The 15,993-nt window shown below is 72.7% G+C and carries 13 protein-coding genes, 2 tRNA genes and 1 pseudogene; 15 read left to right on the top strand and 1 reads right to left on the bottom strand.

The annotated features are described in order from the left end of the window. Positions 1 to 113 precede the first annotated feature (113 nt). The 14 genes and pseudogenes from AB0D94_RS04150 to AB0D94_RS04085 all read left to right on the top strand — a co-directional run bounded on the left by AB0D94_RS04150 (position 114) and on the right by AB0D94_RS04085 (position 14,467). Entirely contained in the window at positions 114 to 281 is a 168-nt protein-coding gene (locus AB0D94_RS04150) for a hypothetical protein (protein WP_362045138.1), read from the top strand. Positions 282 to 347: 66 nt separating this feature from the next. After that, a complete protein-coding gene (gene nadD, locus AB0D94_RS04145) occupies positions 348 to 965 on the top strand; it encodes a nicotinate-nucleotide adenylyltransferase (protein ID WP_362045135.1) in 618 nt (205 codons plus the stop codon). Positions 966 to 989: 24 nt separating this feature from the next. After that, positions 990 to 2,744 (top strand): LCP family protein, encoded by a 1,755-nt coding sequence (locus tag AB0D94_RS04140; protein WP_362045132.1) that lies wholly within the window; start codon positions 990 to 992, stop codon positions 2,742 to 2,744. A gap of 120 nt (positions 2,745 to 2,864) precedes the next feature. After that, a complete protein-coding gene (gene rsfS / locus AB0D94_RS04135) occupies positions 2,865 to 3,311 on the top strand; it encodes a ribosome silencing factor (RefSeq protein ID WP_030297201.1) in 447 nt (148 codons plus the stop codon). Beyond that, on the top strand, positions 3,308 to 3,964 hold the full coding sequence (locus AB0D94_RS04130) for a histidine phosphatase family protein (RefSeq protein WP_362045771.1): 657 nt from the start codon (positions 3,308 to 3,310) through the stop codon (positions 3,962 to 3,964). The genes rsfS and AB0D94_RS04130 overlap by 4 nt, the downstream gene beginning before the upstream one ends. Before the next feature lie 124 nt (positions 3,965 to 4,088). Then, positions 4,089 to 4,161: transfer RNA gene (locus AB0D94_RS04125), tRNA-Ala, on the top strand. A 143-nt stretch (positions 4,162 to 4,304) separates the two neighbouring features. After that, on the top strand, positions 4,305 to 4,538 hold the full coding sequence (locus tag AB0D94_RS04120) for a hypothetical protein (protein ID WP_031145414.1): 234 nt from the start codon (positions 4,305 to 4,307) through the stop codon (positions 4,536 to 4,538). A gap of 130 nt (positions 4,539 to 4,668) precedes the next feature. Then, a tRNA-Ala gene (locus AB0D94_RS04115) sits at positions 4,669 to 4,741 on the top strand. A gap of 257 nt (positions 4,742 to 4,998) precedes the next feature. Next, positions 4,999 to 7,884 carry a leucine--tRNA ligase gene (gene leuS, locus AB0D94_RS04110; RefSeq protein ID WP_362045127.1) on the top strand — a complete coding sequence of 962 codons (2,886 nt, stop codon included), beginning with the start codon at positions 4,999 to 5,001 and terminating at the stop codon, positions 7,882 to 7,884. Positions 7,885 to 8,028: 144 nt separating this feature from the next. Continuing rightward, positions 8,029 to 8,757, top strand: coding sequence for a hypothetical protein (locus tag AB0D94_RS04105; protein ID WP_362045124.1), 729 nt, complete (start codon positions 8,029 to 8,031; stop codon positions 8,755 to 8,757). A 287-nt stretch (positions 8,758 to 9,044) separates the two neighbouring features. Next, positions 9,045 to 9,890: a DegV family protein gene (locus AB0D94_RS04100; RefSeq protein WP_362045122.1), complete on the top strand. Its 846-nt coding sequence runs from the start codon at positions 9,045 to 9,047 to the stop codon at positions 9,888 to 9,890. A gap of 518 nt (positions 9,891 to 10,408) precedes the next feature. After that, the gene (locus AB0D94_RS04095) at positions 10,409 to 11,080 is read left to right on the top strand and encodes a ComEA family DNA-binding protein (RefSeq protein WP_362045119.1); all 672 of its coding nucleotides are present in this window, start codon (positions 10,409 to 10,411) and stop codon (positions 11,078 to 11,080) included. Between the two features lie 146 nt (positions 11,081 to 11,226). Further along, positions 11,227 to 13,449: pseudogene (locus tag AB0D94_RS04090) on the top strand (ComEC/Rec2 family competence protein); the annotation flags it as partial. A 157-nt stretch (positions 13,450 to 13,606) separates the two neighbouring features. Then, positions 13,607 to 14,467, top strand: coding sequence for a YceI family protein (locus AB0D94_RS04085; RefSeq protein ID WP_362045768.1), 861 nt, complete (start codon positions 13,607 to 13,609; stop codon positions 14,465 to 14,467). A gap of 5 nt (positions 14,468 to 14,472) precedes the next feature. On the opposite strand, the gene AB0D94_RS04080 is transcribed toward AB0D94_RS04085, so the two are convergent. Then, positions 14,473 to 14,715 carry a hypothetical protein gene (locus AB0D94_RS04080; RefSeq protein WP_362045116.1) on the bottom strand — a complete coding sequence of 81 codons (243 nt, stop codon included), beginning with the start codon at positions 14,713 to 14,715 and terminating at the stop codon, positions 14,473 to 14,475. A gap of 76 nt (positions 14,716 to 14,791) precedes the next feature. Here AB0D94_RS04080 and holA point away from each other — a divergent pair, with 76 nt between their 5' ends. Further along, positions 14,792 to 15,784 carry a DNA polymerase III subunit delta gene (gene holA / locus AB0D94_RS04075; RefSeq protein ID WP_362045114.1) on the top strand — a complete coding sequence of 331 codons (993 nt, stop codon included), beginning with the start codon at positions 14,792 to 14,794 and terminating at the stop codon, positions 15,782 to 15,784. Positions 15,785 to 15,993 lie beyond the last annotated feature (209 nt).

The following is a 15,993-nucleotide window of genomic DNA, read 5'->3' as shown; positions in this document are numbered from 1 at the left end:
GGCATTGCGTCTATCCTCTCCAACGCCTGAGTCGGCGTGAGCGTGCCCCAGGCCCCCGCATACGATGTGAGCGAAGTCTCCGCCCGCTCCCCGACTCGATAGGTACCTGCCTGATGAGCCTCTCCTCCACCGCCCACAACCTGGTCGTCCTCGCCTCGGAGGGGGCCGAGAAGCACGGCGGCAACCACGACAGCCTCAACCCGTACCTGACCGGTGGCGCCGCGCTCTTCATCCTCCTCCTCATGCTCTGGGTGACCACGCGCCTGAACCGCGACCGCTAGGGGGCGTCGTTCCCGCGCCCGACTGCGGAGCCGGACCGCTCCACCGGGCCAGTAGGCTCTGCGCTCATGGGAGAGCAGGAGATGCCTACCGGCCCGGTCAAGCGCCGGCTCGGCGTGATGGGCGGGACATTCGACCCGATCCACCACGGACACCTGGTGGCCGCCAGTGAAGTGGCCGCCCTTTTCCACCTCGACGAGGTGGTGTTCGTCCCGACCGGCGAGCCGTGGCAGAAGTCGCAGCGGGCCGTGTCGCCCGCCGAGGACCGCTACCTCATGACGGTCATCGCCACGGCCTCGAACCCCCAGTTCTCGGTGAGCCGCATCGACATCGACCGCGGCGGCCCGACGTACACGATCGACACCCTGCGGGACCTGAAGGCGCTGAACGACGACGCCGACCTGTTCTTCATCACCGGTGCCGACGCCCTCGCACAGATCCTGACCTGGCGGAACGCCGAGGAACTGTTCTCGCTCGCCCACTTCATCGGAGTCACCCGGCCGGGCCACGTGCTCACCGACGACGGCCTGCCCGAGGGCGGCGTCTCGCTGGTCGAGGTGCCCGCGCTGGCCATTTCGTCCACGGACTGCCGTGCACGGGTCGGCAAGGGGGATCCTGTCTGGTACTTGGTGCCGGACGGCGTCGTGCGCTACATCGACAAGCGTGAGCTGTACCGGGGAGCCTGAGCTTCCGGAGAGAGGGGCCCCGCGGTGAACGACCGACAGGAGCCGTACGAGCCGTACGACCCGTACGCCGGCCAGGAGCAGCAGCTCATCGGCTACGACGCGTACGGGCGGCCGCTGTACGGCCAGGTGCCCGCGCAGCCCGCCCACCCGGCCCCGCCCGCCCCGCAGCAGTACGAGCAGCGGCCCGGGGCCTCGTACGAGCAGCAGTACGGCTACGGCTACGAGCCCGGCTACCAGGACTACGGCCGGCAGCCGCAGCAGCAGTACTACCCGCCGCAGCCCGCCGCCCAGGAGTACGCGCAGCAGCAGTACCCCGACCCCGGGGCCGTCCCCTCCTACGGGTACGACACGCAGCAGCCCCAGCAGACCCAGCAGCCCCAGCAGTGGATCCCGCAGCAGAGCGCCCCGGAGCCGGCGGCGCCCGCGGCCCCGCCCCGGCCGGAACCGGAGCGCCAGCGGACCGCGCAGGTCCCCGAACCGCGCCGGCCCGCCGCCGACGAGCCCGAGGCGGGCCGGGACTACCGCACCGAGATGTTCGCCTTCATCGACCAGCCGGACGAGGAGTCCGAGGACGTCATCGACTGGCTGAAGTTCACCGAGAGCCGCACCGAGCGCCGCGAGGAGGCCCGCCGCCGCGGCCGCAACCGGGTGGTGGCGCTGATCGTCGTCCTCGCCGTGTTCGTCGTCGGCGGCATCGGCTACCTCTGGTACGCGGGCAAGCTGCCGTTCGTGGAGGGCCCGGGGCAGAAGAAGGCCGCCACGGCCGACGCGGCCGGGGCCCAGAAGCGGGACATGATCGTCGTCCACCTGCACAACACCAAGAAGGGCGGCACCTCCACCGCGCTGCTCGTCGACAACGTGACCACCAAGCAGGGCGCCACCGTCCTGCTGCCCAACACCCTCAGCATTTCCCGCCCGGACGGCACGGCCACCGGGCTCGGCAAGGCGGTCGAGGAGGGCGGCCTCGGCACCCGCGAGTCCCTCGACTCGGTGCTCGGTACCCGCATCGGCGGCACCTGGCGGCTGGACACGCCGTTCCTGGAGAACCTGGTCGAGCTGGTCGGCGGCATCGAGGTCGACACCGACACCGCGGTCCCGGCCGACGACGCGGCCAAGACCCCGGCCGTGTCCCAGGGCCAGAAGCAGAGCCTCAGCGGACCCATGGCCGTGGCGTACGCCACCCACCGCGGCCAGGGCGAGGCGGAGGCCAAGCAGCTGGAGCGGATGGGCAAGGTCCTGTACGCCGTCCTGCGCAAGGTCCCCGGCGACCCGAAATCGGCGGCCATGACGGTCGAGAGCATGGGCCAGATCCTCGACCCCGCTCTGGACGCGCAGGCGCTCGGCGCCCTGCTGGCCCGGCTCGGCGAGCACGCCAAGGGCGGCGCTTACCGCACCGACGTCCTCGCCGTGAAGGCGGACGGCACCCTCACCGACGAGGCCAACAAGACGGTCGTCAAGGAGGTCCTCGGCGGATCCGCCCAGGCGGCCCAGGCCGGCGCCGCGCCGCGGGTCGGCCTCAAGGACGCCACCGGCGACGAGAAGACGCAGGTCGCGGCGAAGGCGGCGCTGCTGAACGGCGGCTACACCTTCGTGGACGGGGGCAAGGCCGACAAGACGGCGGCCTCGTCGCAGATCACGTACCAGGACGACGCGCAGCGGGAGCGGGCGATCGAGGTCGCCAAGACGCTGGGGCTGGCGGAGACGGTCGTCAAGAAGGCCGAGAACGCGGTGAACGCGGAGGTCGTGGTGATCCTGGGCAAGGACTACAAGGCGTCCTGAACCGGGCCCCCCGGGGCCTCTGACATGCGGCCCGGCCCGCGCGGAACGTTCCGCGCGGGCGGTGTCGGCGGTACATGAGACCCTTGTAAGGATCTGCCCGCCAACCCGAAAGCATGGCCAGTGACCGCCACGGACCGCTCCATCGAGCTCATCACCGCCGCCGCCCAGGCCGCGGCCGACCGGCTCGCGCACGACATCATCGCGTACGACGTCAGCGACGTGCTGTCGATCACCGACGCCTTCCTGCTCGCCTCGGCGCCCAACGACCGCCAGGTCAAGTCGATCGTCGACGAGATCGAGGAGCGCCTGCTCAAGGAGCTCGGCGCCAAGCCGGTGCGCCGCGAGGGCGACCGCGACGCCCGCTGGATCCTGCTCGACTACATCGACATCGTCGTCCACGTCCAGCACAGCGAGGAGCGCGTCTTCTACGCGCTGGAGCGCCTGTGGAAGGACTGCCCCGAGATCGAGCTCCCCGAGGACGCCAAGCTCACCAAGGGCAAGGCGGAGGAGCACGCGAAGCTGCGCGAGGCGGCCGGTGACGACGAGCTGGACGGTGATCTGTTCTGAGCACGACCGACACGGGCAGGAACCCCAGGAAGATCGTCCTCTGGCGCCACGGCCAGACCGCGTGGAACCTGGAGCGCCGCTTCCAGGGATCCACGGACATCGAGCTGACCGAGACGGGAGTGGCGCAGGCGCGCCGCGCCGCCCGGCTGCTCGCCTCGCTGAAGCCGGACGCCATCGTCGCGTCCGACCTTCGGCGGGCCTCCGCCACGGCCGCCGAGCTGGCCGCGGTGACGGGCCTGTCCGTGGAGCACGACCAGGCGCTGCGCGAGACCTACGCCGGTGAGTGGCAGGGCCTCACGCACGACGAGATCCTCGAGAAGTACGGCGAGCAGTACGGGGCGTGGAAGCGCGGCGAGCCGGTCCGCCGCGGTGGCGGCGAGCTGGAGACCGAAGTCGCCGACCGGGCCGCGCCGGTGGTGCTGGGGCACGCCGACCGGCTGCCGGCGGGCGGCACGCTCGTCGTGGTCAGCCACGGCGGCACCATCCGTACGACCATCGGCCGCCTGCTGGGCCTGGACGCGTACTACTGGGAGGGCCTGGGCGGGCTCTCCAACTGCTGCTGGTCCGTCCTCGGTGAGGGCGCCCGCGGCTGGCGTCTGATGGAGCACAACGCCGGCACGCTGCCGGAACCGGTGCTCGGCGACGACGACTGAGCGGCTCCTCCGAGCCCGCCCGCCGGGGCTGCCACCCGGATTTCACTTTCCGGCTGGTCACAGGCTAGAGTTCTTCTTGTTCGCAGCGCAGAACACCGGAAACGGGGGGAGCGCGGCGGAGAGCGGGGCTATAGCTCAGTTGGTAGAGCGCCTGCATGGCATGCAGGAGGTCAGGAGTTCAATTCTCCTTAGCTCCACAATCAGGATCCCGTCCCCAACAGGGGGCGGGATCTTTGTTTTTGTACCCTTTGCGCTTGCTGACCCAGCCCGCACCGGCGTGGCAGAATCGGACGGCCGGAGGGGGAGTCGACGGCCCGACGCGGGAGGGAGTCGCTGACGGATGGGTGCACACCGGCGGCGGTGCGACTGGTGCAACAACGGCACGCCGATCGTGCGGGACATGGACCCGGTCAACCCCGAATACCAGTACTGGTGCGAGGAATGCGCGCGGGCGCTGATCATAAAAGGCGACCCGATCGAGACGTACCGTGAGCTGGAGGGGGAGCCGATCTACGGCCGGCTGCTCGACGAGCACTGCACGCTGAAGCGGTTCTATCAGTTCGCGCGAGCGTGACAAGAAGGCCTAAAACGGACATGGCTCATGGTCGGCGGAAACCGATTTTTGGACCAGGGCCATGACCGTGTAATGTTTGGGACGTCGCCAAGGGGAACCGGCAAGGGGAGCCAGGCGGCAGGCAAGGCAAGGGGCTATAGCTCAGTTGGTAGAGCGCCTGCATGGCATGCAGGAGGTCAGGAGTTCAATTCTCCTTAGCTCCACAGTGAAGAAGCGGGCCACCCGGATCGGGTGGCCCGCTTCTCGTCGTGCTCACCGTTCGGAACGCCCGAGCGCCCGTAGGGGCCGCTGCGGTACCCTGACGCCATGCGTGCCGTACGCCTTCTGCTTACCGAGCCGCGCTGATCAGCGCCGACCCTTCGAGACGGTCGGCATCGGCGCGGCGTCCCCTCCTGTGCGAGGGGTTTTTTCGTTTGGGCAGGCAGAGACGGCAGAGACGATCGATGGAGCTTCAGAAATCATGAGCGAGACGAACACCCCGGCCCCCGAGGCGGCCGAGGCGCACCGTTACACGGCTGCCATGGCCGCCGACATCGAGGCTCGCTGGCAGGACGTATGGGACGCGCAGGGCACCTACGAGGCCCCGAACCCGGCCGGTGACCTGGCCGGTGCTGCTTCCTCGCAGGCGGCGGCAGTCGTCGCACGGCCCAAGAAGTTCATCATGGACATGTTCCCGTACCCGTCCGGTGCGGGCCTGCACGTCGGGCACCCGCTCGGGTACATCGCCACCGACGTGTTCGCCCGCCACCAGCGGATGACCGGTCACAACGTCCTGCACACCCTGGGCTTCGACGCCTTCGGCCTGCCGGCCGAGCAGTACGCCGTGCAGACCGGCACGCACCCGCGCGTGTCGACCGAGGCGAACATCGAGAACATGAAGGTCCAGCTGCGCCGGCTGGGCCTGGGCCACGACAAGCGCCGGTCGTTCGCGACGATCGACCCCGAGTACTACAAGTGGACCCAGTGGATCTTCCTGCAGATCTACAACTCCTGGTACGACTCCGAGGCGGGTCGCGCCCGGCCGGTCGCCGAGCTGGTCGCCGCCTTCGAGGACGGCTCCCGTGAGGTTCCCGGGGGCCGCGCCTGGGCCGAGCTGACCGCGGGCGAGCGGGCCGACGTACTGAACGGGTTCCGGCTGGCGTACTCCTCGGACGCGCCGGTGAACTGGTGCCCCGGGCTGGGCACCGTACTGGCCAACGAGGAGGTCACCGCGGACGGCCGCTCCGAGCGCGGCAACTTCCCGGTCTTCAAGTCCAGGCTGAGCCAGTGGAACATGCGGATCACCGCGTACGCCGACCGGCTGCTGGACGACCTGGACGCGCTGGACTGGCCCGAGGCCATCAAGCTGCAGCAGCGGAACTGGATCGGCCGCAGCGAGGGCGCGCGCGTCGACTTCGCGCTGGGCGACGAGGCGATCACCGTCTTCACCACCCGTCCGGACACCCTGTTCGGCGCCACCTACATGGTGCTGGCGCCCGAGCACCCGCTGGTGGAGAAGTTCATCCCGGCTGCTTGGCCCGAGGGCACCCACGACGTGTGGACCGGCGGGTACGCCACCCCGGCCGAGGCCGTCGCCGCGTACCGCAAGCAGGCCGCCTCGAAGTCGGACGTCGAGCGGCAGGCCGAGGCCAAGGACAAGACCGGCGTCTTCACCGGCGAGTACGCGGTCAACCCGGTCAGCGGCGCGAAGGTCCCGGTCTTCATCGCCGACTACGTGCTGATGGGCTACGGCACCGGCGCGATCATGGCGGTGCCCGCGCACGACAGCCGCGACTTCGAGTTCGCGCGCGCCTTCGAGCTGCCGATCCGCTGCGTGGTCAAGCCGACCGACGGGCGGGGCACCGACACCGCGGAGTGGGCCGACGCGTTCGTCTCGTACGACGCGGAGCTGGTGAACTCCTCCGGCGAAGGCATCTCGCTGGACGGGCTGGGCGTCGTCGAGGCGAAGGCCGCCATCACCGAGTGGCTGGCCGAGCGCGGCATCGGCGAGGGCACGGTCAACTTCCGGCTGCGCGACTGGCTGTTCAGCCGCCAGCGCTACTGGGGCGAGCCCTTCCCGATCGTCTACGACGAGGACGGCGTCGCGCACCCGCTGCCCGAGTCGATGCTGCCGCTGGAGCTGCCGGAGGTCGAGGACTACTCCCCGCGCACCTTCGAGCCGGACGACGCCGCGTCGAAGCCCGAGACCCCGCTGTCGCGCAACGAGGCGTGGGTCGATGTGGAGCTGGACCTGGGCGACGGCGCGGGCGTCAAGCGCTACCGCCGCGAGACCAACACCATGCCCAACTGGGCGGGCTCCTGCTGGTACGAGCTGCGCTACCTGGACCCCCACAACTCCGAGGCGCTGGTCGACCCGGCGATCGAGCAGTACTGGATGGGCCCGCGCGAGGGCGCGCCGCACGGCGGCGTCGACCTGTACGTCGGTGGCGCCGAGCACGCGGTGCTGCACCTGCTGTACGCCCGTTTCTGGTCCAAGGTCCTGTTCGACCTGGGGCACGTCTCGTCCGCCGAGCCGTTCCACAAGCTGTTCAACCAGGGCATGATCCAGGCGTACGCCTACACCGACTCGCGCGGTGTGTACGTCCCGGCGGCCGAGGTCGAGGAGCGCGACGGCGGCTGGTTCTACCAGGGCGAGCCGGTCAAGCGTGAGCACGGCAAGATGGGCAAGTCCCTGAAGAACGCCGTCACGCCGGACGAGATCTGCGAGGAGTACGGCGCGGACACCCTGCGGCTGTACGAGATGGCGATGGGGCCGCTGGACGTCTCGCGTCCGTGGGACACCCGCGCCGTCGTCGGCCAGTACCGGCTGCTGCAGCGCCTGTGGCGCAACGTGGTGGACGAGGAGACCGGCGCGGTCACCGTCGTCGACGAAGAGCCGGGTGAGGACACCCTGCGGGCGCTGCACAAGGCGATCGACGGGGCCGGCGCGGACATGGCGGGGCTGCGCTTCAACACCGCCATCGCGAAGATCACCGAGCTGAACAACGCCCTGACGAAGGCGGGCCGGCCGCTGGAGCGCTCGGTCGCCGAGCGGCTGGTGCTGCTGGTCGCCCCGCTGGCCCCGCACATCGCGGAGGAGCTGTGGCACCGCCTGGGGCACAGCGAGTCGGTCGTCCACCAGGACTTCCCGGTCGCGGACCCGGCGTACGTCGTGGACGAGACCGTGACGTGCGTGGTGCAGGTCAAGGGCAAGGTCAAGGCGCGCCTGGAGGTTTCGCCGGAGATCTCCGAGGCGGAGCTGGAGCAGCTGGCCGTGACCGATGAGGCCGTGGTCGCGGCGCTGGGCGGCGCGGAGATCCGCAAGGTGATCGTGCGCGCGCCGAAGCTGGTCAACATCGTCATCTGAGCCGAACCCGGGTGGTCCCGGTACTTGTCGGGGACATCCCGTACGGGCAGGTTGGGGGTTCGAATGGAACCCCTGGCCTGCCCGTTGCGTTTACGGTGGAGGGGACGGAAGAACAGCTGTCTGGGGACTGGGGAAGGGACACTCATGGAGGCCGCGTTGATCATCTTCGCGCTGATGGTGCTTTTCACCTTCCTGGGGCTGGGCGTGTACGCCACGGTCAAGGTGGTGGGGGCGGCCAAGCGGGGCGTGGACCGTACGATCACGCAGGCCCGCCGGACCGTTGAGGACACCACCTTGAGGGCGAAGAGCTTCGGCCAGGTCGGGGTCACCGGGGCGCTGGCGCAGCTGCGGCTGGACCTGCGGACGTCGATGCGGTCCACCCAGCAGGCGCTGCACGAGGGGGCCCGGCTGGACGCCTCGCTGCGGGAGTCGATCGCCCTGTTCGAGCGGCTGAGCGCGCACGGGCGCGAGCTGGACGACGAGCTGAAGCGGCTGGAGCAGGATCCGGACCGCAGGCGTATCGAGGAGCGCCTGCCCGACCTGCGGGAGCGGACGGCCAAGATCACGCATGCCGCGGACTCGCTGCGCTGGGCCGCGCGGGACCGTGCCAGCCGCTTCGCGGAGGACGACCTGTCCGCGCTGTCGGCGCAGATCGAGATGGAGTCCGGGGCGCTGCGGGACTGGTCGCGTGAGCCGGTGGACGACCTGGCGGCGGCGGCCGCGGAGTGGGACGCGGCGCAGCAGGCGCAGGGCGCACAGCAGGCACAGCCGGCACAGCAGCGTGAGCAGCCTCAGAAGGCAGCGCTGAATCCGGCCGCCCCGGCGCCCGAATACCCCTGGCAGAAAACGCGACGGCCGGAGAGCACGACCTGAGCGAGGGCGCCGCTTTCGGCCCGTCCGGCGTTTGAGGACCGGGGTCCGGGACGGAGCTCCGGTTCAGGGAAGGGCCGGGGAGAAGTCCCGCAGGGCCGGACCCCGTCGGACGGCCGGAGCCCCCGCAGGGGCGCGAGGCCGGGGCCGGCGGCGGCCGGAGCCCAATGGCGGCAGCCGGGCCTCGGGGTGTCCGGAGCCGTCAAGACGGCCGCGACCGATGCCCCGTCGATGCCCCGACAAGGGGCCCAGGCTGCCGACCCACCCCCACTGGCGGTAACCTCCGGCTCATGTCCCGCCATGTCGCGATCGTCACCGATTCCACGGCCTACCTGCCACAACCGGCCTTGGCGCGGCACGGAATCACCTCCGTACCGCTCACCGTGGTGCTCGGCGGCGAGGCACTCGAAGAGGGCACCGAGATCTCGGCGCGCAGTCTCGCCCTCGCCCTGCAGAAGCGCCGCTCGGTCACCACCTCGCGCCCCAGCCCGGAGGAGTTCGTCCGGGCCTACCGGGCGGCGGCGGACGCCGGTGCGAGCGGCATCGTCAGCCTGCACCTGTCCGCCGAGTTCTCCGGTACCTACGACGCCGCTGTGGTCGCCGCCAGGACGGCCCCCGTGCCCGTGCGGGTCGTCGACACCGGCATGGTCGCGATGGCCCTCGGCTTCTGCGCGCTCGCTGCCGCGGAGGTGGCCGAGGCGGGCGGCTCCGTCGACGAGGCCGTGGCCGCCGCGGAGAAGCGGGCCGTGGACATGTCCGCGTACTTCTACGTCGACACCCTCGACTACCTCCGCAGGGGCGGCCGCATCGGCGCCGCGCAGGCCCTCCTCGGCTCGGCCCTGGCGGTCAAGCCCCTGCTCACGCTGGAGGGAGGGCGCATCGAGATGCTGGAGAAGGTCCGCACGGCCTCCAAGGCCATCGCCCGCCTGGAGGAGCTGGCGGTCGAGCGCGCAGGTTCGGGCAGTGTCGATGTGGCGGTGCACCACCTGGCCGCCCCCGAGCGGGCCGAGAAGCTCGCCCAGCGGCTCCGCGAGCGCATCCCCGGCCTGGTCGAGCTGCACGTCAGCGAGGTCGGCGCGGTGATCGGCGCGCACACCGGACCGGGGCTGCTGGCGGCGGTCGTATCGCCCCGCTGATCACCGGAACGGGTGGTCGGGTTATCCACAACGGGCTTGGCATCCACCGGAATTGAGGCCTCCGAACGGCCGTGGGGATTCGCCCCTACGGTCGTGGCATGACTCTTCGAACGCGTACCTCGCATCCTTCCGGCGCCACCAGCGGCCCGGGCCGCCCCCGCCTTTCCGACGGCCGCCTCCGGCACCGCCGCGGTGACCGCCGGCCCCGTCCGGAGCCGGCCGCGGTGCAGCGCCGGGCCGAAGCCCTGCTGGGCGGCAGCAGTCCGCCGCGGGTTCCTCCCTCGGCCGAGCCGGATCCGGGGGCCGGGCCGCCCGGGGAGGATCAGGCTCCTGTGCGGCCGGTGTCCGGAGCCGGTCCTGGGCCGGGTGGCAGCAGTCCGCCGAGAGTTCGTGCCTTGGCCGAGCAGGATTCCGGGGCCGGGGCGCCCGGGGAGGTGCGGGCTGCTGCCTCGCCGGTGCCCGGGACCGGTCCCGGGGAAGGGGGCGAGGCCGTCTCCGGGGGTGCGTGGAGATCCGCCGTGCGGGAACGGCTGCCGGTCTGGCTCCAGGCCCGCTGCGGGGTCGAGCCGCGCACGGTGGCCGCCGTGGCGGTGGTGCTGCTCGCCGCCGTCGGGTTCGCCGCGCAGCAGTACTGGTCGGCCCGGCCGCAGCCGGTCACCGCGCCTGCCGTGGTCGCCCCGGGGACCGCGCCGCCCGTGATCCCGGCCCCGGTTCCGGTTCCGGCCGCAGCGGCTCTGCCCGGAGCCGCCGAGGGCGCCGGTGCGCGGATCGTCGTGGACGTCGGCGGCAAGGTCCGGGACCCCGGTGTGCGGAGGCTGCCCGCCGGTTCGCGGGTGGAGGACGCGCTGGCCGCGGCCGGGGGAGTGCGGCCGGGCACGGACACCACCGGGCTGAACCGGGCCCGGGTGCTCGTGGACGGCGAGCAGGTGCTGGTGGGAGTCCCGGCGCAGCCGCAGCCACCCGGGGGCGGAGCCGGCCCGGGCTCCGGTGCGAGCGCGGGCCCGATCAGCCTCGGCTCGGCCACCGTCGAGCAGTTGGACGGCCTGCCGGGGGTCGGGCCGGTGCTGGCGCAGCACATCGTGGACTTCCGCACCGCCCGCGGCGGATTCCGTTCCGTGGAGGAGCTCCGGCAGGTCGAAGGCATCGGTGAGCGGCGCTTCGCCGACCTGCGCACGCGGGTGCGGCCGTGAACGGGGCCGAGGGGCCGGGGCCGGTCGACCTGCGGCTCGCGGTGCCGGCGCTGGCCGCCTGGGCCGCGGCCGCCCTCGCACTGGACGCCCCGGCCGGCCGGACCGCCGCCGCGGTGGCCCTGGGGGTGACGGGGGCCGGGCTGTTGATGCTGGCCGGGTGGCGTCGGCCCGGGCCGCGGTGGAGGGTCGGGGCCGCGGCGGCGGCAGCCCTGCTGTGCGCGGCCGCCGGAGCCGGGGTGGCGGGGCTCCAGCGGGCCGAGGCACGGGCCGGGCCGGTCGTGGGGCTGGCCCGGGAGCACGCCCGCGTCCTCGCGGAGTTCACCGTCGCCTCCGATCCGCGGGTCACGTCCAAGGGGACCGGGCCGCCCGTGGTGGTGCTGGACGCGGTGCTGACCCGGGTGACCGGTCCCGACGGGTCGCGGACCCGGGTCGCCACCCCAGTGCGCGTGCTGGCCGGTCACCCCGGGTGGAACGGGCTCCTGCCCTCGACGAGGCTGGCGGTGGTCGCCCGGCTGGCCCCGGGGCGGGACGGGGAGCGGGCCGTGGCACTGCTCCGCCCCGCCGGTGACAGCCCGCCACGGGTGACGGGCGGACCGGACACCGCGCAGCGGATCGCCGGACGGCTGCGGGCCGGGTTGCGCGAGGCGACCGAGGGGCTCGCGCCGGATCCCAGGGCCTTGCTGCCGGGGCTGGTGGTCGGCGACACCTCCCGGGTGCCGTCCGATCTGCACGCGGCCTTCCGCGCCACCGACCTGCTGCACCTGCTGGCGGTGTCCGGCTCCAACCTGACCGTGGTGCTCTTCCTGCTCATCGGACCCCCGGCCCGCGCCCAGCAGGCCGAGCGGCGCGGGCTGGCGCCCCGGCTCGGGCTGTCCCTGGGGGCCACCGCCATGTGCGGGGCGGCGCTGACGCTGGCGTTCGTCGTGGTGTGCCGGCCGGAGCCGAGCGTGCTGCGCGCAGCCGCCTGCGGGGCGGTCACCCTGCTGGCCATCGCCACCGGGCGGCGTCGGTCCCTGATCCCGGCGCTGGCCGCCGCCGTGCTGCTGCTGGTGCTCTACGACCCGTGGCTGGCCCGCAGCTACGGCTTCCTGCTCTCCGTCCTGGCCACCGGCGCCCTGCTGACGCTCGCGCCCCGGTGGAGCGCGGCCCTGCGGCGGCGCGGGATGCGGCCCCGGCTCGCCGAAGCGCTCGGGGCCGCCGCTGCCGCCCAGGCGGTGTGCGCGCCCGTCGTCGCCGTGCTCGCGGCCCGGGTCAGCCTGGTGGCGGTGCCGTGCAACCTGCTGGCCGAGCTGGCGGCCGGTCCGGCCACCGTGCTCGGCTTCGCCGCGCTCGCGGCGGCCCCGCTGTGGATGCCGGCCGCGGAGCTGCTGGCCTGGTGCGCGGGGGTTCCCGCCGGATGGATCGCGACCGTCGCCCGGGCCGGTGCGCGGCTGCCCGGCGCCGAGCTGCCCTGGCCGGGCGGGATCACCGGGGGTCTGCTGCTGGCCGCCGTCACGCTGGCCGCCGTAGGGCTCGGAGCCCGCCTCGTACGGCGCCGGTGGGTCTGCTGCGGCCTTGCCGGGTTGCTGCTCCTCGTCGTGCTGAGGCCGCCGCAGCTGACCCGTACGGTCACCGGCTGGCCTCCGCCCGACTGGAGCTACGTCCAGTGCGCGGTGGGCCAGGGGGACGCCGCGGTCCTCTCCGTCGGCCCCGGCACGGCCGTGGTCGTGGACGCCGGGCCGGACCCCGGCCCGGTGGACGACTGCCTGCGCGCGCTGGGCGTGCGCAGCGTTCCGCTGCTCCTGCTGACGCACTTCCACGCCGACCACGTGGCCGGTCTGTCCGGGGTGCTGCGCGGCCGGACCGTGGGTGTGATTCAGACCACCGGCTTCGAGGAGCCGGCCGGGCAGGCGGCGGCCGTCCGGCGGACCGCGGCGGCCGCCGGCGTACCCGTCGTGGCGGCGGCGCAGGGGGAGCGGCGCCGGGCCGGGCCGCTGGACTGGCAGGTGCTGTGGCCGTCACCGGCCGGCCCGCCGCCCGAGGGGCCCAACGACGCCAGCGTGGCCCTGCTGGTCCGTGCCGCGGGCCTGACCCTGCTCCTGCTGGGCGACCTCGAACCGCCCGCGCAGCAAGCCCTCTTGAGGGAGCGTCCGCACTGGGGTCCGGTGGATGTGGTCAAGGTCGCCCACCACGGCTCCGCGCACCAGGAACCCGCCCTGTACGACCGGATCCGGCCACGCCTCGCGATCGTCCCGGTCGGTGCGGGAAATCGCTACGGGCACCCCGCACCCGGTACGCTCGCGCAACTGCGGTCGACAGGGGCGACCGTGCTGCGCACCGACACCGACGGCTCGATCGCCGTCACCGGCACCGGTCCGCGGCTGCGCGCGTTTCCGGCCAACCGGCGGCGGAACCGGCGCGGGCATACCGGGCGCGACCATTCTGTTTGCCCACAACCCGACAGCATGATCGAATGCGTCTTCGCCACAGCGGTCCAAGTCCACACAGCACGGGGGTGCATCAGCCATGTTCGGTCGCCGACGGGGGATGGAGTCGGCCGGGAGTTCCAGCCCACAGACATCCGCGACACTGACGCTGCCGCCGACGGCGCGTCTGCTCAGCTGCAGAGTCCTCGACACGGTCCACCAGCCGGTCCGGCAGGCCAAGTTCGAGGTGACGGATCCGATCGGCCGACGGGTCGTCAGCGGGGAGACCGACCCGTACGGCGGCTTCACGGCGGCCATGCCGGAGGGGGAGTACCGCCTCTCCGTCACCGCCGAGGGGTACGCCCCCTTCCACGGGGCGACGCTCGTGGGCGACCCGGCGCAGCCCGGCACCGGGGAGATCATCCTCGACGCCGTCGAGCCCCCGCTGCTCCCGCAGCCCGGTCACTGGGAGCTCGACCCGACGCATTCCTCGATCGGCTTCTCGGCCCGGCACATCGGCTTCGCGCGGATCCGCGGCCGGTTCAACACCTTCGCCGGGGCGGTACGGATAGCCGAGCGCATGGAGGACTCCTCCATGCACGTGATCATCGATGCGGCGAGCATCGACACCGGGGTGCGGCTGCGGGACGACCACCTGCGGTCCGCCGACTTCCTGGACGCGGCCAGGCATCCCACGGTGGAGTTCTACAGCGAACGGTTCATCCACCGCAGCGGCAGCCGCTGGGCCGTCGCGGGCGCCCTCACCCTCCACGGAGTCAGCCGCTCGGTGACCCTGGACACCCAGTACCTGGGTCTCGGCACGGGCATGGAGGGCGAGCCGAGGGCCGCCTGCCGGGCCACCGCGGAACTGCAGCGCGAGGACTTCACCCTGAACTGGCAGTCGATGCTGGCCCACGGGATCGCGGCGATCGGTTCGAGCGTGGAAGTGGCGCTGGACGTCCAGATCGTGCACAAGGCCTGAACGCTCTACGGGGCTTCCAGCCAGCCTTCGTACTCGGCGGCGAGGCCGTCCAGCGCGGTGGCGTCGAGCTTCCCCTGCGGGTCCTCGACCACCACCAGCCACTGGGCGTCCTCGGCGTCGTCCTCACCGGCCAGGGCGTCGCGCACCAACTGCGGTTCCTCCGGGAGGCCGAAGCGGTCGGCGGCCTCCTGCGCCACCTCCTCGGCGGCGTCGCGGTCGGGCAGGACGAGTACATGTCGCACGTTCACCGGACCATTCTCAGGTATCGGGTGAGGGGGGCCGCGGGGCGGGGGACTGTCAGTGCGGCGTGGGATGCTGGAGGCGATGGCCACCAGGAAGAACCCCACCGACGATCCGCTTGCCCCGCTCACCCTCGCGGTGGGGCAGGAGGACCTGCTGCTCGACCGTGCCGTACGGGAGGTGGTGGCGGCCGCCCGCGCCGCCGATGCCGACACGGACGTGCGCGACCTCGCCTCCGAGCAGCTCCAGCCCGGCACGCTGGCCGAGCTGACGAGCCCCTCGCTCTTCTCCGAGCGCAAAGTCCTGGTCGTGCGCAACGCGCAGGACCTCTCCGCGGACACGGTCAAGGAAGTCAAGACGTACCTCGCCGCGCCGTACGAGGAGATCACCCTCGTCCTCCTCCACGCGGGCGGGGTCAAGGGCAAGGGCCTGCTGGACGCGGCGCGCAAGGCGGGCGCGCGGGAGGTCGCCTGTCCGAAGATGACCAAGGCGGCGGACCGGCTGGCCTTCGTGCGGGGCGAGTTCCGCACGCTGGGCCGGTCGGCGACCCCCGAGGCGTGCCAGACCCTCGTGGACGCGATCGGCAGCGACCTGCGCGAGCTGGCGAGCGCGGCGGCGCAGCTGTGCGCGGACGTCGAGGGCACCATCGACGAGGCCGTCGTGGGGCGCTACTACACGGGCCGGGCCGAGGCCTCCAGCTTCACCGTCGCCGACCGGGCCGTGGAAGGCCGTGCGGCCGAGGCCCTCGAAGCCCTGCGCTGGTCGCTGTCCACCGGGGTGGCGCCGGTCCTGATCACCAGCGCGCTGGCCCAGGCGGTGCGTGCGATCGGCAAGCTGGCCTCCGCCCCCCGCGGGGCCCGCCCCGGCGACCTGGCCCGGGACCTGGGCATGCCGCCGTGGAAGATCGACCGGGTCCGCCAGCAGATGCGCGGCTGGTCCGCGGACGGCGTCTCGGACGCCCTGCGCGCCGTGGCCGCGGCCGACGCGGGGGTCAAGGGCGGCGGCGACGACCCCGAGTACGCCTTGGAGAAGGCGGTCGTGGCGGTCGCCCGCGCGGCCCGCCCCCAGCGCCGCTAGTGCTGTGGCCGGAAAGGTTTGCCGGGCGGCGCGACCCGGTGAACCTTTCCGGTCACAGCACTAGGTCGTTTCTGTCGGATCTTGCCGGGCCCGCGCCGCCGGCACCGCGCCCCGCCGCGTTGTCGGGTCTCCCGAGTGTGTCCAGTACTCGGGAGAGCCTCCGCCTTGCGATGCACGGCACCGGACGACCCCGGCTGATCCGGCCTGAT

Origin of the sequence: Streptomyces sp. NPDC048255 (genome assembly GCF_040652415.1) — a bacterium.
Taxonomy (GTDB): domain Bacteria; phylum Actinomycetota; class Actinomycetes; order Streptomycetales; family Streptomycetaceae; genus Streptomyces.
The sequence above is the reverse complement of the archived record's forward strand: the minus strand, read 5'-3'. Positions and strand labels throughout refer to the sequence as shown.